The 22,159-nt window shown below is 33.1% G+C and carries 18 protein-coding genes; 13 read left to right on the top strand and 5 right to left on the bottom strand.

What is annotated here, in order from left to right; all coding sequences use genetic code 11:
* The first annotated feature begins 16 nt into the window (after positions 1-16).
* From CLV33_RS03855 to CLV33_RS03825, 7 genes are all read left to right on the top strand, one after another.
* The gene (locus CLV33_RS03855) at positions 17-1,318 is read left to right on the top strand and encodes an alpha-L-fucosidase (RefSeq protein ID WP_211297530.1); all 1,302 of its coding nucleotides are present in this window, start codon (positions 17-19) and stop codon (positions 1,316-1,318) included.
* A gap of 28 nt (positions 1,319-1,346) precedes the next feature.
* Positions 1,347-2,849, top strand: a complete 1,503-nt coding sequence (locus CLV33_RS03850) for a sulfatase-like hydrolase/transferase (protein ID WP_105472788.1) — start codon at positions 1,347-1,349, stop codon at positions 2,847-2,849.
* Between the two features lie 10 nt (positions 2,850-2,859).
* Positions 2,860-5,160 (top strand): family 20 glycosylhydrolase, encoded by a 2,301-nt coding sequence (locus tag CLV33_RS03845; RefSeq protein WP_105472787.1) that lies wholly within the window; start codon positions 2,860-2,862, stop codon positions 5,158-5,160.
* 11 nt (positions 5,161-5,171) lie between these two features.
* Complete coding sequence (locus CLV33_RS03840; protein WP_105472786.1) at positions 5,172-7,397, top strand: GH92 family glycosyl hydrolase; 2,226 nt, start codon at positions 5,172-5,174, stop codon at positions 7,395-7,397.
* A gap of 110 nt (positions 7,398-7,507) precedes the next feature.
* Complete coding sequence (gene fucP, locus CLV33_RS03835) at positions 7,508-8,827, top strand: L-fucose:H+ symporter permease (RefSeq protein ID WP_105472785.1); 1,320 nt, start codon at positions 7,508-7,510, stop codon at positions 8,825-8,827.
* A 214-nt stretch (positions 8,828-9,041) separates the two neighbouring features.
* The gene (locus CLV33_RS03830; protein WP_042243304.1) at positions 9,042-9,923 is read left to right on the top strand and encodes a hypothetical protein; all 882 of its coding nucleotides are present in this window, start codon (positions 9,042-9,044) and stop codon (positions 9,921-9,923) included.
* A gap of 148 nt (positions 9,924-10,071) precedes the next feature.
* A complete protein-coding gene (locus CLV33_RS03825; RefSeq protein ID WP_052414921.1) occupies positions 10,072-10,647 on the top strand; it encodes a Crp/Fnr family transcriptional regulator in 576 nt (191 codons plus the stop codon).
* A 150-nt stretch (positions 10,648-10,797) separates the two neighbouring features.
* Here CLV33_RS03825 and fumC read toward each other — a convergent pair whose 3' ends face one another.
* Complete coding sequence (gene fumC / locus CLV33_RS03820) at positions 10,798-12,195, bottom strand: class II fumarate hydratase (RefSeq protein WP_105472784.1); 1,398 nt, start codon at positions 12,193-12,195, stop codon at positions 10,798-10,800.
* A gap of 188 nt (positions 12,196-12,383) precedes the next feature.
* On the opposite strand from fumC, the gene CLV33_RS03815 reads away from it, so the two are divergent.
* Positions 12,384-13,025, top strand: coding sequence for a peroxiredoxin (locus CLV33_RS03815; RefSeq protein WP_105472783.1), 642 nt, complete (start codon positions 12,384-12,386; stop codon positions 13,023-13,025).
* An 89-nt stretch (positions 13,026-13,114) separates the two neighbouring features.
* A complete protein-coding gene (locus CLV33_RS17490; RefSeq protein ID WP_162834947.1) occupies positions 13,115-13,291 on the top strand; it encodes a hypothetical protein in 177 nt (58 codons plus the stop codon).
* A gap of 73 nt (positions 13,292-13,364) precedes the next feature.
* Here CLV33_RS17490 and CLV33_RS03810 read toward each other — a convergent pair whose 3' ends face one another.
* From CLV33_RS03810 to prfB, 4 genes are all read right to left on the bottom strand, one after another.
* A complete protein-coding gene (locus tag CLV33_RS03810; RefSeq protein ID WP_105472782.1) occupies positions 13,365-15,890 on the bottom strand; it encodes a TonB-dependent receptor domain-containing protein in 2,526 nt (841 codons plus the stop codon).
* Positions 15,891-15,970: 80 nt separating this feature from the next.
* Positions 15,971-16,312 (bottom strand): arsenate reductase (glutaredoxin), encoded by a 342-nt coding sequence (gene arsC, locus CLV33_RS03805; protein ID WP_105472781.1) that lies wholly within the window; start codon positions 16,310-16,312, stop codon positions 15,971-15,973.
* Positions 16,312-16,929, bottom strand: a complete 618-nt coding sequence (locus CLV33_RS03800) for an HAD family hydrolase (protein ID WP_042248193.1) — start codon at positions 16,927-16,929, stop codon at positions 16,312-16,314. The genes arsC and CLV33_RS03800 overlap by 1 nt, the downstream gene beginning before the upstream one ends.
* A 29-nt stretch (positions 16,930-16,958) precedes the next feature.
* A protein-coding gene (prfB, locus tag CLV33_RS03795) for a peptide chain release factor 2 (protein ID WP_146109708.1) occupies positions 16,959-18,069 on the bottom strand; the annotation gives its coding sequence in 2 pieces (ribosomal slippage) (positions 16,959-18,005 and positions 18,007-18,069; 1,110 coding nt in all).
* A 230-nt stretch (positions 18,070-18,299) separates the two neighbouring features.
* Here prfB and CLV33_RS03790 point away from each other — a divergent pair.
* The 4 genes from CLV33_RS03790 (at position 18,300) to CLV33_RS03775 (ending at position 22,149) form a co-directional block, all read left to right on the top strand.
* The gene (locus CLV33_RS03790; protein ID WP_170063970.1) at positions 18,300-19,319 is read left to right on the top strand and encodes a glycosyltransferase family 2 protein; all 1,020 of its coding nucleotides are present in this window, start codon (positions 18,300-18,302) and stop codon (positions 19,317-19,319) included.
* A gap of 53 nt (positions 19,320-19,372) precedes the next feature.
* Positions 19,373-20,341: an ATP-grasp domain-containing protein gene (locus CLV33_RS03785; RefSeq protein ID WP_105472778.1), complete on the top strand. Its 969-nt coding sequence runs from the start codon at positions 19,373-19,375 to the stop codon at positions 20,339-20,341.
* A complete protein-coding gene (locus CLV33_RS03780) occupies positions 20,325-20,996 on the top strand; it encodes an HAD family hydrolase (RefSeq protein ID WP_211297529.1) in 672 nt (223 codons plus the stop codon). Before CLV33_RS03785 ends, CLV33_RS03780 begins: the two co-directional genes overlap by 17 nt.
* 541 nt (positions 20,997-21,537) lie before the next feature.
* Positions 21,538-22,149, top strand: coding sequence for a sugar transferase (locus CLV33_RS03775; protein WP_105472777.1), 612 nt, complete (start codon positions 21,538-21,540; stop codon positions 22,147-22,149).
* Positions 22,150-22,159: the final 10 nt, after the last annotated feature.

The following is a 22,159-nucleotide window of genomic DNA, read 5'->3' as shown; positions in this document are numbered from 1 at the left end:
TTAAATAATAGATATAATGAGAAAGTCAGTTTTAGTCGTTTTAATGAGTTTTATCGTAACCGTTGCTAGTGCACAGAAACATTACGAATACCCAATGCCAGAATATACGCCAACACAGGGCAACTTGGAGGCGCGTAAAGCATTTCAGGACATGAAATTTGGTATGTTTATTCATTGGGGAATTTACAGCGTTTTAGCGGATGGCGAATGGGTAATGTTTATAAAGAAAATAAAACCAGATAATTACTCAAGATTAGCCGACTTTTTCAATCCACAAGATTTTAATGCAGAAGCGTGGGTAAAACTTGCAAAACAATCAGGGATGAAATACATCACCATTACCTCACGTCACCACGACAGTTTTAGTATGTTCGATACGGATGCTAGTGATTTTAATATTATAGATGCTACACCATATGGTAAAGATCCTATGAAAGAATTAGCAGAAGCTTGTAAAAAAGAAGGGATTAAATTAAATTTCTACTATTCTTTATTAGACTGGAAACGTGAAGATTATAAGCAGGGTAAAAAAGGAGATGCCGAAGCTTGGGATGAATATGTGGATTTTATGAAAGCCCAACTTACTGAATTATTAACGAATTACGGTGAAATTGGCATGATTTGGTTTGATGGCCACTGGGATCAAAAAGAAGCAAATTGGGAGTATGATGAAATATATTCATTAATTCACAAATTAAGTCCTAATACGTTAATTGCGAACAATCATCATATTCAACCTATTGCAGGCGAAGATGTTCAAACATTTGAAAGAGATTTACCAGGAGAAAATCACGGTGGTTATAGCGCAGGCGTTCATGTAAGTCAGTTGCCATTAGAATCTTGTGCAACCATGGCAGGAAAATGGGGATATAGCATTTATGACAAGAAGTTTAAATCTACCAAACAGTTAATTCACTTTTTGGTAAAGGCAGCTGGTAAAAACGGTAATTTATTATTAAATGTAGGGCCTATGCCTAATGGCAAAATTCAACCAGAATTTGTAGATACATTAGGTGAAATTGGAGCATGGACCAGCAAATACGGTGAAAGCATTTATGGTACCCGAGGAGGCGTCATTGCTTCACAAGATTGGGGGACCATTACTAAAAAAGACAATATTTTATATGTGCATATTTTAAATCCAACTTCAGAACCGTATATATTCATTCCAGAGTTGAAAGAAAAAATAGTTTCTGCAACATCATTTGATGGTAAAACAAAAATTAGGTTTAAACAAATGAAAGAAGGTACGTTTATTTATTTAGACAGTAAAAATATTGATGCTATAGATGAAATATTGAAGTTAAAGATTAAATAGTTAATCTCCCTGATTTTCATTGAGAACTATGACTAGATTCAAAAATATAAGCTTTTTAATATTAGTGTTTTTAGCGTTTTCCTGTAAACCATCGAAAATAGCTAAAAAGCCTAATTTTATATTCATTTTGGTTGACGACTTAGGAAAAGAATGGTTTCCTAGCTATGGAGCCACAGAGGTGAACACGCCAAATATTGATGCTTTGGTAACTAAGAGCATTAAGTTTAACAATGTTTACTCCATGCCACAATGCACACCTAGTCGTGTGGCGTTAATTACAGGACAATATCCTTACGAAAACGGATGGGTAAACCATTACGATGTACCACGATGGGGCCATGGTGCCAATTTCGATGCCGATAAAAATCCCAGTTTTGCAAAATTGTTACAGGAAGCGGGCTACAAAACCTGTATTGCTGGTAAATGGCAAATAAACGACTTTAGAATAGAACCCAATGTGATGGAAAAAGTGGGTTTCGATGAATTTTGTGTGTGGACGGGCTTTGAGTCAGGTAACGCACCGAGCGGTAAACGTTATTGGGACCCCTACATTTTTACAAAGGAAGGAAGCAAAACTTACGAAGGTAAATTTGGTCCAGATATTTTCTCAGATTTTATAATCGACTTTATAAATGAGAATAAAAACAATCCGTTTTGTGTTTATTATCCCATGGTTTTAACACACTCGCCATTCGTACACACACCTTTAGAACCAAATGTAAAAACTAAATATGAAAAGCACTTGGCTATGGTGCGTTATACCGATTTTATCATCGGAAAGATTATTGATAATCTAAAAAAATCAGGAGTTTCTGATAACACATATTTAGTATTTACCACAGATAACGGTACCTCGCCGGCCATCATAGGAAAAAGAGAAGGTAAGTATATTAGAGGCGGAAAAGCCTACTTGTCAGAGAATGGAATTAATGCACCGTTTATTGTGAAAACTCCAGATGATAAACATTTTGAAACTGATGCTTTGGTTGATTTTACGGATATTTTGCCGACGTTTTTAGAGTTGGCTGGTATAAAAAGTGAATCTGAGTTAAACCTCGACGGACATTCGTTTGCCAAGGTGTTAAACGAAGAAGCTCCACATACCAATCGTGATTACATCCTTTCAATGGGTGGTTTACCAGGGCACATAAATAAAGAAGGATGGCTAGTAAATGCTATTCAATTTAGAGATCGTGTGTTGCGCAACGAGCAGTATAAAGTATATGTGGACACGCTTCAAAAAGTACATAGACTTTACGATTTAAAAGCAGACCCGTACGAAATTGAAAATTTAATAGATGATGCAAACTTACAATCTGTAGTAAGCGAATTTCAAAAAAAGGTTAATGCTTTACCGAGTTTAGATAATAACCCAAAGTATATCAAAACAAAAGGTTTGCCAACCGATGTAGATTTGGAATTTTTAAACAAGGCTGCCGAACGTGTTAAGCATAGAAAAAATAACATGATGGGCTTAGCAACAGAAGAACAATTTTTAAAGTTGAGTAGTACGCAAACAAACGAAAAATAAAACCTAAGCAATGAAAAACCTCTTAACATTTTTAATTTTAGTAGTATTAATTATTTCATGCACGCAAACAAATCCTTCTTTTAATAAGCAAGATATTGCTTTAATACCCAAACCCACAAGTTTGCAAATAAATGCTGGTTCTTTTGAATTTAATGCCGATACAAAGCTGGTTGTACAAGATAACAGCCAACAAAAGGCAGCTAATTATTTGAAAGGGTTATTTGCATCAGCTGCAGGATATAATTTTACTGAAGTGAATTCTGAAACCGATGCATCTGTGATATTTGAAAGTGTTACGGGGTTAAAAAAAGGAGCTTATAAATTGGTGGTTAACCCTATGTTAATAAACATTAGTGCATCAGATGAAAGCGGATTTTTTAATGCTATTCAAACCATTCGTCAATTATTGCCTATAGAGATAGAAAGTAAGGAAAAAGTTTCGGCAGAATGGTATGTACCGTCGGTAGTTATAGAGGACGAGCCACGTTTTAAATGGCGTGGTATGCATAACGATTTTAGCCGCCATTTTATTGATATTGATGAGGTAAAGTCTTTTTTAGATTATTTGGCATTGTATAAAATGAACACGTATCACATGCATTTAACCGACGACCAAGGTTGGAGAATTGAAATTAAAGAATATCCGTTATTAACCGAAAAAGGAGCGTGGAGAACACCAAATAATCAAGATTCTATTTGTATGGAACGTGCCCAAGAAAACAAGCTTTATACCATCGATGAAGCTAAGTTTAAAACCATTGATGGCGAGCGCAAATACGGCGGTTTCTTTACACAAGAACAAATAAAAGAAATTGTGGCCTACGCCGAAGAAAGATGCATTACCGTAGTTCCGGAAATTGATATGCCTGGGCATTTCAAGGCAGCCATAGATAATTATCCATTTTTATCATGTACTGGTGAGTCGGGTTGGGATACCGTGTTTACACATCCGTCATGTTTAGGGAAAGAAACCACGTATGAGTTTATGAAGAACATTTTAAGCGAAGTGGTAGAGTTGTTCCCTTACGAATACATCCATATTGGAGGTGACGAAGTAAACATTAGATCATGGGAAGAATGTCCGCGTTGCCAAAAAGCCATTAAAGACAATAATTTGAAAGACGAGCATGAATTGCAATCGCATTTTAACCGTGATATAGAACAGTTTTTACATTCTAAAGGAAAAAAATTGATGGGCTGGGACGAAATTGTTGAAGGCGGTTTAACCAAAGATGCAGCCGTAATGTGGTGGAGAGGTTGGCGACCAGAAGCACCGAAAAAGGCTGCTGAAAATGGAAACGAATTAGTAATCACACCAACCGATGCTTATTATTTCGATTATTTAAATGACGGAAATAGCTTAGAAAAAGTTTATAATTACGAACCCGTACCAGAAAGCTTTACTGCCGAAGAAGAAGCCAATGTTTTAGGGATTCAAGCCAATTTATGGTCTGAGTGGATTCCAAGTTTTACACGCCTGCAATATCAAGCTTTTCCTCGTATGTTAGCGGTTGCGGAAAATGCTTGGGCATCAAAAGAAAATAAAGATTTTGAAGCGTTTAATACCAGAGTAGAACAACATTATCCAAGACTTGAAGAACTCGGCATATACTATTACATTCCTATTGTAAAAGGGTTGGATAAAACCATCGGTTTGGTCGATAGCACTATGGTAAAGTTAGAATTGGCTTATCCGTTAGAAGGTGTTGACATATATTATACTACCAATGGGTCTATTCCAACAAAAGAGACCAACAAATATACCGAACCATTTACGGTGAATGATACCGTTGAAATTAAAGCGAGAGCCTATAAAGGCGATATTTATAACGATATAAAGAAAACCAAAGTTGTAAGAAAAGAATATATATCTTCTGTTAATATATCACCTACTGAAAAGGGGTTAAAGCGTTATTTAATACAAGGCAAATTAAAAAGTGTAACAGATGTAAATATTAAAAGCGCATCAAAATGGGTTGCAGTAGATAGTATTGATATTGCAGAGTTTAAAGGAAAAAAACCTGTAAACATGGTGTTTTCTGGATATTTTAAAGCTGAAAAAGATGGAATTTATCAGTTTGAAACGCGTTCTGATGGTGGTGATTATTTGTACATAGGGGATACGCTTGTAGTGGATAATAGCGGTTGGCACGGACCAAGAAAACGTTACGGAAACGTAGCCCTTAAAGCCGGTTGGCACCCAATTACTATAAAATACAGACCGAGTGATAATCCAAGGGTGATTAATGCGTGGTACGGTTTACAAGGTGAAAAATTAAAACCGATAGACTCAAAAGTAACAGGTTTTTAAAGCGGATAAAAATGAAATTATATAGTTTTTTATTGGTTGTTTTAAGTTTTGGTTTTTTTGCTTGTAAATCAGAAAAAACGCCAGATAAACTTTCAGCTAAAAGATTAACCAGTTATGTGAATACATTCACTGGGACAGATGGTCCTGGAAACACCTATCCTGGTGCTGTTGTGCCTTTTGGGATGGTACAATTAAGTCCAGACAACGGATTACCGGGTTGGGATAGGATTGCGGGGTATTTTTATCCAGATTCTACCATTGCAGGATTTAGTCATACCCATCTTTCTGGTACAGGTGCAGGCGATATGTACGATTTATTGGTGATGCCTTTAAACAGTAGGTTTACTGAAAGTTTAACCCCAGAAGGAGCTTACAGACCTTATTCTAAATTTTCCCATGATAGGGAAGAAGCTAGCCCAGGGTATTATGCGGTAGATTTACTGAGCTCTGGTATTAAAGCCGAATTAACTGCTACGGAGCGGGTCGGGTTTCATCAATATACCTTTCCAAAGGATGATGAAAGTCAAATAATTCTCGATTTAGGTTATAGTTTGAATTGGGACAAACCGGTTGACACTAAAATCACTATTGAAGACCAACAAACTATTGTGGGATATAGAAAATCTAAAGGGTGGGCAGCCGACCAAAGGGTATATTTCGTAATGCAATTTTCTAAACCATTTGATGACGCACAACTCTTTAAAGATTCAGAAAAAATAAATGAGAATTCTGTTGAAGGTCAGTTTACCAAAATTGTTGCGTTCTATAAAACTTCCGAAGGCGAAAAAATAAAAGTGAAAGTGGCGTTGTCTTCTGCAAGTATAGAAGGTGCTAGAAAAAATTTAGAAGCCGAATTACCACATTGGGATTTCGAAAAAACAGTTGATGATGCCGATGCTGTTTGGGAAAAATATCTTTCTAAAATTACAATTGAAGCCAGCGAAGCTCAAAAAGAATTGTTTTACACCAATTTGTACCATGTGTTTTTAACACCATCGTTGCACAGTGATGTTGATGGAGCTTACAAAGGTGCCGATGGCGAAAACCATTTAGCCGAAGGCTATAACAAATATGATACGTTTTCACTTTGGGACACCTTTAGAGCAACGCATCCGTTATACACCATTATTGCACAGAAAGAAACCGAAGATATGATTAAGTCTTTCCTTTCGCATTACGACGAAACGGGATTACTTCCCGTGTGGTCTTTAGCAGGAAATGAAACCAATATGATGATTGGTTATCATGCGGTTCCTGTAATTGTAGATGCCTATTTTAAAGGCATTCCTATGGATGCTAAAAAAGTATTGGAAGCTTGTGTAGCCTCGGCAAATGAAGATGGCAGACAAATAGATGTTTACAGAGAATTAGGCTATGTGCCCACTGGTGAACATCACGAAAATTGGTCGGTATCTAAAACATTGGAGTATGCTTATAACGATTGGTGTATTGCCCAATTAGCGAAAGATTTAGGTGAAGATGATATAGCTAAAACGTTTGCCGAAAGAGCCGACAATTGGAAGAATTTGTACGATTCAGAATCCACATTTTTCCGCCCGAAAGATGCAAATAGAAATTTTATCAGTCCGTTTTCCCCCAAAGAATATTCAAAAGAATTTTGTGAAAGCAACGCATGGCAATACTTTTGGTTTGTGCCGCACGATATTAATGGTTTAGAGCAAATTGTGGGTAAAGAACAATTCGCCACAAAGTTAGATTCTATGTTCACCTATTATCCCTCGAAAGATGATAGATTGCCTATATTCAGCACAGGCATGATTGGGCAATACGCGCATGGTAACGAGCCTAGTCATCATGTAGCATATCTCTACAACAATATTGGACAACCATGGAAAACACAGGAAATGGTTAGAAGAATAATAAAAACCCAATACAGCACCGAACCAGATGGATATTGTGGTAACGAGGATTGCGGACAAATGAGTGCGTGGTTAGTGTTTTCGTCAATGGGCATGTACCCTATAAATCCAGCAGATGGTGTATATAGTTTAACATCACCCTATGTAAAAGAAGCCACGATTAATTTAGAAAATGGCAAACAATTTAAAATAACTACCGAAAATCAATCGGACGAGAATACCTATATCCAAGCCATGACTTTAAATGGAGCGCCTTATAATAAGTTAACCATAAGTCATCAAGACATTATAAAAGGAGGTGTTTTGCATTTTGTATTGGGTAGTGCACCAAATAAACACATAGCACAAAAAAACTAAAACTTAACATACAATAACTCGCAATAGTATTATAATGTTAATTTAAACACCTAATTTATCATCTATTAAAAATAGATAATATTAACTAATCAATTAATTAAAAATAGTATATGGAAAATATTCACAAATCTCCTGTAGTTTCAAAAAAAATAGTAGTGCCTTTTATTTTAGTAACATTATTATTTGCGTTGTGGGGATTTGCAAACGCAGTTACAGATCCTATGGTACAAGCGTTTAAAAAGGTTTTAGAGCTTAGCAATTCTCAAGCTGCTTGGGTACAAATGGCCTTTTATGGCGGATATTTTTGTATGGCTTTACCAGCAGCAATGTTTATGCGAAAATATTCTTATAAAGTAGGTATTTTAATTGGCTTAGGTCTATATGCAGGAGGCGCATTATTATTTTATCCGGCTGCTGTTACAGAGTTATTTTGGTTTTTTTGTTTAGGTTTATACATATTAACTTTTGGTTTAGCTTTCTTAGAAACGGCTGCAAACCCATATATTCTGGCTATGGGAGCTAAAGATACTGCAACTCAACGCTTAAATTTAGCACAAGCCTTTAATCCATTAGGGCTGATTGTTGGCTTGTTTGTGGCACAACAATTTGTTTTGAAGAATTTACAATCTGATGATATTACAGATTTTAGTGCTTTAGATGAAGCTTCTAAAACATTAATTAAAACATCAGATTTAATGGTAATTCGTAATCCGTACGTAATTTTAGGATTAGTACTTTTAGTGGTATTCGTGCTGTTTTTAGTTATAAAAATGCCTCAATCTAAAGAAGAAGGCGATATGCCTAGTATTAGAGATACTTTTAAAGTGTTAGCCAAAAACAAAAAGTATGTACTAGGAGTATTGGCACAAGTTTTATATGTGGGAGGGCAAATTATGTGTTGGACCTACATTTATCAATATGCTGAAGCTATAGACATAGATAGTGTTACAGCAGGTTATTATCAAATGGCTGCTTTTATAATTTTTACTATTGGTAGGGCAATAGGTACATATATGTTAAGGTTTATGAGTTCTGGAAGATTATTGATGTCTTTTTCAGTTTTAGCAATTCTGTTTGTATTAGGCACCATATTCATTCAAAATATATTTGGTTTATACAGCTTAGTAGGGGTTTCTTTCTGTATGTCTTTAATGTTTCCAACTATTTATGGAATTGCTTTAGGCGATTTAACAGAAGAACAGTCTAAAGTTGGTTCTGCAGGCCTTGTAATGGCCATAGTTGGAGGCGCTTTAATGCCAAAATTGCAAGGTATTATTATTGATATAGGAGGGAACGGGGTAGCAGATACTACAGTTCTTGGCGTTTCAGAGGTTAATTTTTCTTTTATATTACCACTGTTGTGTTTTGTTTACATAGCTTGGTATGGTTTTCTTGTTTTTAAAAAATATGAAACCATTACTATATCATAGTACGTAAAGTTATGTTTAGTTTTATTGGGTTTGCGCTACATAAATCAGTATTTTATTTATAGATTTGAGATATTTTTGATATTATTAACATCTAAAAAAACTACTTGTTCGTATATGATATTGTACGAGATTATTAATTAATATATTTCAAATTAAAGAAAACTAATACTACTTAAGCGTAGTTAATTATTAACACTAAAAACAATAAACAATTATGGAAAATAAGAGCAGCACAGGTTTAAAAGTGGCATTGGGTATAGCGCTAGTTTTGTTTTTGGCTACTGGGTTTTATACAATGAATTTGTACAGAGAAAGTAACGAAACTAAGAAAGAACTCAACGAAGAAAAGCAAATGGTAATGAATGATTTAAATGCCATGGCGAAACAATATGATGAGGCAATAGCTGAAAACGATGTAGCTAATAAAGATTTAATTAATGCTAGAGAGCGTATACAAGGCTTAATAGATTCTTTAAGAATTTCAGAGACTAACGTAAAAAGTTTATGGCGTTACAAAACAAAATATAGAAACCTTCAGAAAGAGATGGATATTTTATTGGCGCAGAACGATTCGCTTAGAATAGAAAACTCTTATTTGGCAACCTCTTTAGATAGTACTAGAGTTAGATTAGAAGAACGTACTATGTTTACAGACTCGCTATTGGTTCAAAACACAGCGCTTGCTGAAGTAGTTGAAAATGCATCGATTTTAAATACAGTAGATTTAAAAGGTTTTGGTGTAATTGAAAGAACATCAGGAAAATTAATTCCTACAGAAAGAGCAAGAAGAGCCGATAAAATTAGAGTTTGTTTTACCGTAGCTAAAAACGCCCTAGTACAAGCTGGAGACCAAGAGCTGTATGTTCAGGTAATAGATCCAAACAACAATATTTTAGGTGCTAACGAGCAAATAGTTTTCGAGGATAAAATGTTAAATTATAGTGTTGTTAGTAAGTTTAACTACGAAAATTCTAACTTAAACGTATGCGAGTTTGTAACATCAAATAATGATAATGATTTTGAAAAAGGACGCTATGTTGTAAATATTTTCAATAAAAAAGATTTAGTGTCAACTTCAGAATTTACACTAAAGTAAACACCTATTTTTCTATAATTAAAGCCCAAAAGTTTCTGCTTTTGGGCTTTTTTATTTCTACATGGGAAATTCTAGTTATATGTAGAGTTTTTTTCGGTGTTTAGAAAACAAATTTTATATTGCAACTACCAACCAACCCATTTAACCCATGTTTGAAAATGATGAATTCTCAGACTCATTTGGCAATGTGCCAGAAGAGTCTTTTTTAAAAGTAAAAGCAATATCTAAATTTAAAAAGTTTGGTCCTAACATTCAACTAGATGCCTTAGGAAAAGTACCCTCCAAATTGTATTTACTCCTGTCTGGAGTCATGCGATGTTATGTAATTTCAGAATCTGGAAAAGAGTTTAACAAGCGCTTTTTTTTTCCTATGAATTTTGCCGGTTCGCTTACAGCACTTATAAAAAACGCACCTTCTGAAATAGTTTACGAAACTATTACAGAATGCAGTCTTTATGAGATAGACTATAAGAAATTAAAGGCGATGTGTGAAACCGATATAGTAATAAGCAATTTGTACACAGGTATTTTAGAAAAGGTTTTTATGCGGTATGAAAAAAGACAACTGGAGTTAATTTCCATGAATGCCTCCCAACGTTATTTAAAGCTAAAGAGTGATATACCAGATATAGATAAATTAGTGCCCCAATATCATATAGCTTCATATTTAAGTATAACACCTGTTCAATTAAGCAGAATAAGGAAAAAACTTAAAGAATCGTAAAGCTTAACAAATGTTAACCTTTTTAACGTTTGATAATTATATATTTGTTTGGATATCTTCCAGATATAGATTTTAGGAGGATTAATAGCTAACCGACCAAAAAAGCAGGTATTAATACCTGCTTTTTTTATTTGTATGGGAGTTTAGTTCTTATTTTAAAGCACCAACCATATCTTCTGGTTTAACCCAAGCATCATAGTCTTCGGCTGTAACATAACCTAAATTAATAGCTTCTTCTTTAAGTGTTGTACCATTTTTATGCGCTGTATTTGCAATTTCTGCGGCTTTATAATATCCAATTTTAGTATTTAGCGCTGTAACAAGCATTAATGAGTTGTTTAGTAGTTTGGTAATAACTTCATGGTTAGGCTCAATACCAACGGCACAGTTTACATCAAAACTCACACAGGCATCTCCTAATAATTGTGCCGATTGTAAAACATTGGCAGCCATTACAGGTTTAAACACATTTAGCTCGTAGTGTCCTTGTAGCCCTCCTACAGAAACAGCTACATCATTACCCATAACTTGTGCACAAACCATAGTTAAAGCTTCGCATTGGGTTGGGTTAACTTTACCAGGCATTATAGAACTTCCAGGTTCGTTAGCAGGGATAATTATTTCTCCAATACCAGAGCGAGGACCAGAGGCCATCATTCTAATATCATTGGCTATTTTATTTAAGGATACAGCTAATTGCTTTAAAGCGCCATGAGTTTCCACTAAGGCATCGTGTGCCGCTAAAGCTTCAAACTTATTAGGTGCAGTAATAAAAGGTAAGCCTGTAAATTCTGCTATATATTCAGCAACACGCTTGCTGTAACCTTTTGGCGTATTTAAACCAGTACCAACAGCGGTACCACCCAAAGCAAGTTCGCTTAAATGTGCTAATGTATTTTGAAGCGCATTGAGACCATGATCTAATTGTGCTACATATCCTGAAATTTCCTGTCCAAGGGTTAACGGTGTGGCATCCATTAAATGTGTTCTCCCTATTTTTACAACATTTTTAAAATCTTCAGATTTTTTACTAAGTGTATTTCTTAGTTGTTTAACACCAGGAATGGTAGTTTCTACTATTTTTTTGTAGGCTGCAATGTGCATGCCAGTAGGGAAGGTGTCGTTTGATGATTGAGACTTATTAACATCGTCGTTAGGTTGTATGGTCTTTTCGCCTTCACCAATAACCTTGCCTGCTAATTGGTGCGCTCTATTAGCAATAACCTCGTTTACGTTCATATTACTTTGGGTACCAGAACCTGTTTGCCAAATTACTAACGGAAATTGGTCGTCGTGCTTGCCCTCTAAAATTTCATCACAGGCTTTAGCTATTAAATCACGTTTTTCAATATCTAATACACCAAGTTCACAATTTGTATATGCAGCGGCTTTTTTTAAATAAGCAAATCCATAAACAATTTCTAAAGGCATTGAGGCACTTGGGCCAATTTTAAAGTTATTTCTAGAACGCTCGGTTTGCGCTCCCCAAAGCTTATCTGCAGGCACTTTTACTTCGCCCATTGTATCTTTTTCTATTCTAAAACCCATTTTATTATGTATTAAGAGTAAGCTACAAAGTTACTTTTTTTATAACGGTTTTAATTATGATTTTTGTTAGTTTTTGTATATCTTTTTTTAACATTTATATAACTAATTTCATGTAGATAAGTGTCTTAAATCTATTAATTTAGTAGGATTAAAAACGTATTTTATTAATTTAATAAACATATAATATTATGGCAACAATTAGATTGGGAGACAAAGCTCCAAATTTTAATGCGAAGACTACTGAAGGCGAAATAAATTTTCACGAATGGTTAGGTAACAGTTGGGGTATTTTGTTTTCTCACCCTGCAGATTATACACCTGTTTGTACTACCGAGCTAGGAACTGTGGCAAAATATAAAGACGAATTTGATAAACGCAATGTAAAAGTTGTAGCTTTAAGTGTTGATGGTCTTGAATCTCATAAAGGGTGGATTGGTGATATTAACGAAACGCAAGGCACTACGGTTAATTTCCCAATTATAGCAGATGAAGATAAAAAGGTTTCTGAACTTTATGATATGATTCACCCAAATGCAGACAGTAACCTTACCGTTAGATCGGTTTTTGTTATTGGTGATGATAAAAAAGTAAAATTAATTATTACGTATCCAGCGTCTACCGGTAGAAATTTTGATGAACTGCTTAGAGTGATAGATTCTTTACAACTTACCGCCTACCATAAGGTAGCTACACCTCCAAACTGGAATAATGGTGAAGATGTAGTTGTATCGCCAGCAATTGCTACTGAAGATATACCTAGCATGTTCCCAAAAGGGCACAAGGTTATAAAACCATATTTGCGAACTACGCCCCAGCCAAATTTAGATTAGTTAAAAAAACTGTTAATAATTTTTAATTTGGTATTGTAAAACAAAGCACTTTGTAGTAACTTTGCAAAACATTAATAAAAACATATACGATGTTATTCGAATTTGATCAGTATTTAGGATTTTTAGCTTTCTTAACAATTTTAACTATAGGATTTTGGTTAATGATTTTTTTGTTAACCTTTGTTATTCCTTACTGGATTGGAGGCTCTTTAATTGAAAGATTAAAAGAAATTAAAGAAGAAAAGAAAGCAAAACGAAATGCTTAAACATATATAAGTGCTAAAAAAGGGGAATTTAATACTACTTAAATTCCCCTTTCTTGTTTAACAAATGTTTGTATTAACCTTCCTCGTCAAATTCGTTATCTTCAAAATCACTTCTAGATCTTTTTTTCTGCTGATTAAATCTATATAGTAGCGATAGGTTAATTTGTCGCACTCTCCATTGCGACTCGTTATTACTAAAAAAGGATTCGGTTTCAGTAGTTCTTCTAAGTATTCTGGAATTAAAAACATCCCTTACATTAAGAGATAAGGTAGCTTTATCTTTAAATACTTCTTTACTAAAAGCTACATCCATAGAAAATAAACCTTTTGTTTTATTTTGTGCATTTTGTCTAGGGCCCATATAATAAGCGTTTGTTTGCCAATCTATAGCGTATGGCAGCGTAACTTTTCCACTAAACCTTGTGAACCAACTTAAATTGTTTGCACCATAATCTACGCCATTAAATTGGCCCTTTGTTTTAAATTGAAAAATATTAAAACTACTGTTTAGCCTTAACCAATCGTTTGGGTTATACAGAATACCAAATTCTCCTCCTGTACGCTCGTTTGTGGAGAGATTAACAGGTATGCGTCTAATAATGTCTATACCATCAGAGGTTTGTTGCCCTGTGTTTTCTCTAATACGCTCAAAAGCTCCTGTTTCGTATTGATAATAGATAGAAGTGGTAAGCGTTATTTTATCAAGTCGTTTTAAATATCCTAAATCAAAAGTACTGGCAAACGCGGGGTCTAGGTTTGGGTTTCCTTGAAAAACGTTAGTTCTACTAGACCTTGATGGAAAAGGATTTAAAAACCAACCTCTAGGGCGGTTAATCCTCCTGTTGTAACCAAAAGTTATACTTTCTTCAATATCGCTATCTTCAGGTCTTAAGTTGTAGATTATATTTAAAGTAGGAAATAATCCTAAAAAATTATTATCAAAGTCGGTTTCTATAGGAAATCCAAAAGCTTCTTCTAGTTCTTCGTCGGTAAGTCTTGAATCTATTTTACCTTTTAGTTGTGTGTTTTCTAAACGTAATCCTAACAAAAAAGAAAATTTACCAAATTTTGTACCATATTGGGTGTAGAATGCATTTACATTTTGTGTATAATCAAACACGTTAGAAATGGTATCATTAACAAAAAATGTATTGTCCTGAAGGTTTTCTTGCTCTAGGTTATAGTCTGTAATTTCATTTTCAAATCTACCACGGTAACCAGCTTCAAATCTTGCATTTTCGCCAATAGGGAGAACGTAATCGGCTTGTATTAAGTATTCTGTTTGGTCTTCTGTAGCAAATACACGCTCGTTTTGAAATGGGTCAGGGTCTGTTTTATCTGTAAAGACATAAGCTTCATCTATATTTAAACGTTGATTTTCAGCATCATTTTCATATTGAAAATCGGCTGTTAATTCATGTCCATCATCATTAAACTTAGTAATGTAATTAAGTGATATTTGATAGCTATTATCTTCCTCATTTTGCCTTTCGTTACGAAGTGTTCTTTCTACGATGGCTTCGTTATTAAACCTATCACTATTGTTTTTAGATAGGTCGGCATCTTCACCATATCTATAAAACAGACTCCCAGTAATTGATGTTTTTTCGCTTAAAAAATATTCAACACCAACATTTGCATTATAATTTCTGTTTAAACGCGTTACGTCTTCATCTTCTATAATTCTCTGGTATTCTGGTGAAATTGTAGTACCGTCAACAACTCTATCAAAGTACGTTATATCCGTATAGTTGGTTCTAGGCGCATCAAAATAACGATAGCCAATGTTTGAAAATATATTGAATTTTTCTGTTCTAAAATTTAGGTTAGCAGATAGCCCAACATTATCTGGTTGTCCAGCTGTAAGGTTTAGCGCACCGTTAAACCCTAATATTTCTTTTTTTCGTAAAATAATATTTAATATACCTGCTGTACCTTCGGCATCATATCTTGCTGATGGAGATGTAATAACCTCTACGCGCTCTATGGCATCAGCTGGTAGTTGGCTTAAAATATTAGAATCTCCAAACCCTGCCAATGCCGATGGTTTTCCATTAATTAAAATCCTAACATTTTCGTTTCCTCGCAGGCTAATGCCTCCTTCAACATCAACAGAAACCGATGGTACATTATTTAACGCATCGCTAACTGTACCGCCAGCAGTGGTTAGGTCTTTACCAATATTGTATATTTTTTTATCTAGCCTAATGTCTACAGTAGTTTTTTCTGCAACAATTTCTACTGCATCCAAAGTTTCTGTATCTAGCTCTAAACTAAACACACCTATATTTTCTGATTTTGTTATATTTCTGTTTAATAGCTTAATGGTTTTAAAGGAGATGTATTCTATTGATATATCGTAAAGACCTGTATTTATTGGGATACTAAAGTTTCCATTACCATCAGTTATACCTCCAGTTTCAATTTTATTTAGACTTTTGTTAAAAAAAGCAATAGTGGCATATTCTAGAGGCTGTTTGGTTTCTTTGTCTAAAACCTGTCCGGTTATGGTAACTTCTTTTTGTTTAACATTTTGTGCTATTAAAACCGATGTGATACAATAAAAAATAATAAAGGTTATATTTCTAAGCATAATCATTCTGCAAGTTTTTTTGCAAAATTATCGCTTCGCAACCCCTATTTTGGTTAAAAGCTTGTTAAAAGACGTTTAGAGTGTTTCTAAATAATATTTAATATTAGGGAAGGTGGTCTACCAATTACGGCATTGTTTCCGTTAATAACTATGGGGCGCTCAATAAGCTTTGGGTTGTTTGCCATAGCAGTTATAATCTCATCATCAGTAAGGTTTTTGTCTTTAAAATCAGATTTCCAAATAGCTTCATTCTTTCTTACTAACTCAATGGGTTTAATTCCTAGCAGGTTAATAATATCTTTAATTTCTTTTTCAGAAGGTACATCTTCCAAATATTTAATGACTTTAAAAGAAGTACCTGCATTTTCTAATATTTGAAGACCTTCACGAGATTTTCTACAGCGATTATTATGGTAAATTTTAATCATTATAAGTAAATATTATAGTTTTTTAGTTCTGAAGCTAACTGTTTTGGGTTTTTAAAATGAATAGTATTAATATTTAAAGAATTTGCAGTTTGAATATTTTTAAGATTATCATCAATAAAAATTGATGTTTCGGGTTTAATCTTAAAACGGTTTAATGTAATATTGAAAATTTCCTTGTAAGGTTTTCTGGTTTTTTCTTCACCTGAAACAACAATGCCTTCAAACCATTTTAAAAAATCAAATTGTTTTTTGGCGATTGGGAAAGTTTCTGAGCTCCAATTTGTTAGTGCTACTACTTTATATGCTCTATTATCAATAAGGTGTTTTAAAATTTTAACTGAACCTTCAATAGCACCTCCAAGCATTTGCTCCCAGTTGCCGTAATACATTTTAATGTAGTTTTCGTACTCAGGAAACTGTTTTACTAAATCATTTGTAGCTTTTACTAAAGGATAACCTGCATCTTGGTTTTCGTTCCAGTTCATAGTGCAAATGTTGTTTAAAAACCATTGCATTTTTTCTCGATCTCCGTTAAAGGCATCTAAGAATACATATTCTGGATTCCAATCTATAAGAACACCACCCAAATCGAATATAATAGCCTCTATTTTGGTCATAATTATATAAACCTTTTTATGATATTTAATTATAGCGTATTATTGTCTTCAACTTTTTGTCCCATAGTCATTAAGTACGATTTTAAAAATGCATCAATATTTCCGTCCATTACTGCATCTACATTACCAGTTTCGTGTCCTGTTCTAACATCTTTAACAAGTTTGTAAGGATGCATAACATAGTTGCGGATTTGGCTTCCCCACTCAATTTTCATCTTACTAGCTTCAATATCTTCACGTTGGGATAATTGTTTTTGTAGTTCAATTTCGTATAATTGCGATTTTAGCATTTGCATAGCCCTAGATCTGTTATCGTGCTGCGATCGTGTTTCTGAACATGAAATTTGTATGCCCGTTGGCTTATGCGTTAGTTGTACTTTAGTTTCCACTTTATTAACATTTTGTCCACCAGCACCACTAGATCGTGCAGTAGTAATCTCTATATCCGCGGGGTTAATTTCAATTTCAATAGTATCGTCAACTAACGGGTATACATAAACCGATGCAAAACTGGTGTGGCGTTTCGCATTACTATCAAAAGGGGAGATGCGTACCAAACGATGTACGCCATTTTCTCCTTTTAGCCAACCAAAGGCAAAATCGCCCTCAATTTCTAGGGTTACAGTTTTAATACCAGCTACATCGCCTTCTTGGAAGTTGAGTTCTTTTACTTTAAACCCGCTTTTTTCAGCGTACATTAAATACATGCGCATAAGCATGCTAGCCCAATCGCAACTCTCTGTACCACCAGCACCAGCTGTAATTTGTAGTACTGCACTTAGGCTATCTCCTTCTTCCGAAAGCATATTTCTAAACTCTATGTCTTCTAGTAGTGTAGCCGCTTTTTTATAACGTGTTTCTACATCTTGTTGGGTAGATTCACCTTCTTTAAAGAACTCGTATATAACTTCTAAATCCTCAATAAGAGTTTTTACATTCCTGTAATCTTGTATCCACTTTTTCTTAACTCTAAGCGATTTCATTACAGCTTCGGCAGCTTTGGGGTCGTTCCAAAAGTTAGGATCGAAGGTTTGTTCTTCTTCGTTTTGTATTTCTATAAGTTTGGCATCTATGTCAAAGATAGTGCCTTAGTTTGTCAAGGCGGGTATTTAGATCTTTAATTTGATCGGTAGTTATCATGTTTTATTATTGTTTTTAACAAAAATAATATTAAAAAATTAGATTCATCGATAAATATAAGTTCGAAGAAGGAAATACGTTATTCATCGAATTTCTTTCTAAAAGTTTTAAGGCTTAATATATCTTTGATTCATCGTTATATAAAAGCACTACTAATTAATAACAACTCAAATACAATTGAAAGGATAATTGTTTGGTAAATATTAATAATTTTTAATGTGAATGAATCTTTGAAGTTAAGTATAATCATCCCAACCTATAATGTAGAAAAGTACATTACTTACTGTATCGATAGCCTTTTAGAACAAAATATTTCTAAAAATGATTATGAGATTTTAATTATCGATGATGGGTCGACAGACAATAGTTTAGTAATAGCAAAAGCTTTTGAAGCAAGAGAAATCAACATAAGGGCTTACAGTAAAACAAATGGTGGTGTTGGAAGTGCAAGGAATAAAGGCTTAGACTTAGCTAAAGGAAAGTACATCTATTTTATTGATCCTGACGATTATCTAGCTTCAAACGTTTTAAAAACTATTCTAAGCTCTATAGAAGTTAATAACCTTGAGGTTTTAACATTTTTATCAGTAGGTACTAATTCTATACATTTGAAAGAGTCTGCCTCTATTGAAGATAAAACTATTGCTGTTGAAATAATGAACGGAATTGATTATATCGATAAGAATCCATACAAAAATGAAGTATGGTGGTATATCATCGAAAAAGATTTTATAAAAAGAATAGGTCTGCGTTTTATAGAGGATAGATGGATGGAAGACGCCATATTCACCCTTAATTTGTTGGTTAATTGCAGTAGAATAGCTCACCTTTCCTATGATGTTCATAGACACGTAAAAGTAAAAGGCTCTGCAATGACTAGTAAAGAGCCTAAACATTATATAAAAGTAATTTATGATAATGCGAATGCGGCTCAAGTTTATGGCGGAATCATTAACAAATTGCACAACGAAAATTCTATAAATAAAAACGTTTATAAGAGGCTAAAAGCTAGACAAGAGTCTTTTGTGTTTTTCTTGATGGTAAGGATACTAAAATCTAGAATTTCTTTTAAAGAGGTTAAGGCAATCTTAAAAACAATGACTAAAGCGAAAGCTTATCCTTTGCATAATTTTATAGGTAAAGATTATAATGGATTTGTTTACACTACCTTAACAAAAGTCTTTAGTATTAAATGGATTTACTATTTATTATTTATAGTTTTTAATACATTTTTAAAAATTAAAAATTAAACTAATTTAAGTTGTTTTATTTTTTTAGGACTTATTAATAATTAAATAAAAATATGGGTAATATATTAATAACCTCTGCGGGTAGAAGGGTATCATTAGTTAGAGCGTTTGTTAATGAATTAAAACATATTGGTTTAGAATCAAAAGTTTTTATAACAGATATGAGTCCATCGCTTTCAGCAGCAGCACATGTTGCTGATGAAGCATTAGAAATATGTAGAATCGATAATGATCTTTATATAGATTCACTTCTTAATCTTTGCATAAAGCATAATATAAAACTTGTAATTCCTACTATTGATACAGAACTATTAAAATTGTCTAAATACATAAAGAAATTTAATAAGGCTAACATTCATATTTTGCTTTCAAATGAATCTATTATTAAAATAACATCTAATAAATTAGAGACGCATCTTTTTTTTAGAGAAAAAGGACTGCCTACAGCAAAGATTTACCAAAAGGACAGTTACGAGTTACCTTTGTACATTAAACCAATTAAGGGTTCTAGCAGTTTAAATAACTATATTATTAAAAGCAAGTCTAAGATTTCAAAATATCATTTAGAAAACAAATCATTATGTTTTTTTGAATATTTAGATCATGATGACTATGATGAATATACCTGCGATATGTACTATGATAAAACAAGTATTTTGAAGTGCGTAGTACCAAGAAAACGTATAGAAGTAAGAGGTGGAGAAGTTAGTAAGGGATTAACAATTAAAAATGAAATTTTCGATTTTGTTAAAGATAAATTTTCATATCTAGAAGGAGCTAGAGGTTGTTTGACCTTACAATTATTTATGCATAAAAGAACAAAAGACATTAAGGGCATTGAGATAAACCCTCGATTTGGCGGAGGGTTTCCTCTCTCATACTTTGCTGGGGCTAATTATCCTCGTTGGATTATTAATGAGTATTTTTTTAACAAAAAGATTGAAGCGTTTGATGGTTGGAAGGAAAATTTATTGATGTTAAGATATGATCATGAAATTTTAGTAAATGACTATAAAGAATAATACAAATGTTATTTTCGACCTAGACGATACCTTATATTACGAGGTTGATTTTTTAAAATCTGCTTACAAAGAGATAGCTGTAAAAATTGCTGCAAATATTGGTGTCTCTAATGTGTTAGTCTATAACAAAATGTTGGAATACTTTTTTGATAAAAAAAATATTTTTCAAGAAATTTTATCAGAATATCAAGCTTCTTTTAGCACTTTAGAATTATTAAATATTTATCGAAATCATAAACCCGAAATAAAACTATCTAAAGATAGAAAAGTAACTTTAAACCATCTTAAAAGTAAAAATATAAACTTAGGCTTGTTAACAGACGGTAGAAGTGTTCAACAACGAAATAAAATAAAAGCTTTACAGCTAGACAATTGGTTTTCTAAAATAATTATATCAGAAGAGTTTGGTAGTGAAAAGCCAAACGTAAAGAATTATAAATATTTTGAACAAGTTTTTGGATTAGGTAAATACTACTATATTGGAGATAACATTAGTAAAGATTTTATTTCACCAAATAAATTGGGATGGCACACAGTTTGCTTGATGGACCATGGTTTGAATATACATAGGCAGAACTTTTCTTTGGTAAATGAAGCCTGTTTACCCCAACATACAATCAATAAATTTTTAGATGTTTTAGATATTATAAATTAAGTATTGAAGCTATAATTTCTGATAAAATATATCTAGCTTTTAGTTTTGTAAAATAATAGTAATCTCTTACTTATCAAAGTTAAGTTTGAATAAGCTGTAATCTTCAAAATACGACATTTTGAAGACAATTGCTGTAGATTCATCGTTTTTTTGTAGTGTACCAGATTAATAAAATTTATTTTCGTCTTTAATTAAAGATAAGAGCATAATTGCGTTTTAATCATCATTAATTAAGTTTTTTTTATTAAAAGCTCAGTTTTATGGTAACCTTGCAATAGTTATTGTAGACTTAAAGACGATTATTGTATAATTATCGATTTTTTTAAAGTTTTAACATTTATAAATCTATTTTTGGCCGCTAACCAAATTTATAGAATTGTACAACCTACTTTTAAAAGTATTAATAGTTTTGCTGTTATGGAGCATTTACGTGTTATTGTAAAATTGTCTTTCTCAGAAATGTTATGCCAAATTATACGGTAAACACATAAAAAACTAATTTTTATTTTACAAATTTTGGCTGTATTATACCTGTTTTATTATGTATAAGTTTTTTTTTAAGAGTATATTAGATTTTCTTATAGCATTTGTTGGTATTGTAATTTTACTTCCTTTATTTCTAATAATCTTTATCATATTATTATTTATAAACAATGGTAAGCCCTTTTTCTTTCAAGAGCGTCCTGGTAAGAACGAACGTATTTTTAAAATAATGAAATTTAAAACCATGACGGACAAGAAAGATTCTAATGGTAATTTGCTGCCTAATGAAGATCGCATGACAACTTTTGGTAGTTTTTTAAGGCGTACATCCCTAGATGAGATACCACAATTAATAAACATTTTAAAAGGAGACATGAGCCTTATAGGACCAAGACCTTTACGTGTACACTATTTGCCTTATTATACAAAAGAAGAAGCTGTAAGACATACAGTTAAACCTGGTGTAACAGGGTTAGCACAAGTATCTGGAAGAAATGCTTTAAGTTGGGACGATAAGTTGGCCTTGGATATTAAATATGTACATACCATTACGTTTTTAAATGATTTTAAAATTTTAATAAAAACATTTAAAAAAGTCTTTTCTGGTAATGAAAAGATAGAATTATCGTCTGAAACACTAGATTTAGATGAATTAAGAAAAAACAGCTAAACTTTAACTG

The sequence above is a fragment of the Jejuia pallidilutea genome (assembly GCF_002973595.1).
In the GTDB taxonomy this organism is placed as follows: domain Bacteria; phylum Bacteroidota; class Bacteroidia; order Flavobacteriales; family Flavobacteriaceae; genus Jejuia; species Jejuia pallidilutea.
This window is presented reverse-complemented; position numbering and strand designations above follow the sequence as displayed.

Excerpts from the sequence above, each read along its gene's own strand:
- CLV33_RS03855 (WP_211297530.1), top strand. The coding sequence starts at position 17 with ATGAGAAAGTCAGTTTTAGTCGTTTTAATGAGTTTTATCGTAACCGTT.
- CLV33_RS03850 (WP_105472788.1), top strand. The coding sequence starts at position 1,347 with ATGACTAGATTCAAAAATATAAGCTTTTTAATATTAGTGTTTTTAGCG.
- CLV33_RS03845 (WP_105472787.1), top strand. The coding sequence starts at position 2,860 with ATGAAAAACCTCTTAACATTTTTAATTTTAGTAGTATTAATTATTTCA.
- CLV33_RS03840 (WP_105472786.1), top strand. The coding sequence starts at position 5,172 with ATGAAATTATATAGTTTTTTATTGGTTGTTTTAAGTTTTGGTTTTTTT.
- fucP (WP_105472785.1), top strand. The coding sequence starts at position 7,508 with ATGGAAAATATTCACAAATCTCCTGTAGTTTCAAAAAAAATAGTAGTG.
- CLV33_RS03830 (WP_042243304.1), top strand. The coding sequence starts at position 9,042 with ATGGAAAATAAGAGCAGCACAGGTTTAAAAGTGGCATTGGGTATAGCG.
- CLV33_RS03825 (WP_052414921.1), top strand. The coding sequence starts at position 10,072 with ATGTTTGAAAATGATGAATTCTCAGACTCATTTGGCAATGTGCCAGAA.
- fumC (WP_105472784.1), bottom strand. The coding sequence starts at position 12,195 with ATGGGTTTTAGAATAGAAAAAGATACAATGGGCGAAGTAAAAGTGCCT.
- CLV33_RS03815 (WP_105472783.1), top strand. The coding sequence starts at position 12,384 with ATGGCAACAATTAGATTGGGAGACAAAGCTCCAAATTTTAATGCGAAG.
- CLV33_RS17490 (WP_162834947.1), top strand. The coding sequence starts at position 13,115 with ATGTTATTCGAATTTGATCAGTATTTAGGATTTTTAGCTTTCTTAACA.
- CLV33_RS03810 (WP_105472782.1), bottom strand. The coding sequence starts at position 15,890 with ATGATTATGCTTAGAAATATAACCTTTATTATTTTTTATTGTATCACA.
- arsC (WP_105472781.1), bottom strand. The coding sequence starts at position 16,312 with ATGATTAAAATTTACCATAATAATCGCTGTAGAAAATCTCGTGAAGGT.
- CLV33_RS03800 (WP_042248193.1), bottom strand. The coding sequence starts at position 16,929 with ATGACCAAAATAGAGGCTATTATATTCGATTTGGGTGGTGTTCTTATA.
- CLV33_RS03785 (WP_105472778.1), top strand. The coding sequence starts at position 19,373 with ATGGGTAATATATTAATAACCTCTGCGGGTAGAAGGGTATCATTAGTT.
- CLV33_RS03780 (WP_211297529.1), top strand. The coding sequence starts at position 20,325 with ATGACTATAAAGAATAATACAAATGTTATTTTCGACCTAGACGATACC.
- CLV33_RS03775 (WP_105472777.1), top strand. The coding sequence starts at position 21,538 with ATGTATAAGTTTTTTTTTAAGAGTATATTAGATTTTCTTATAGCATTT.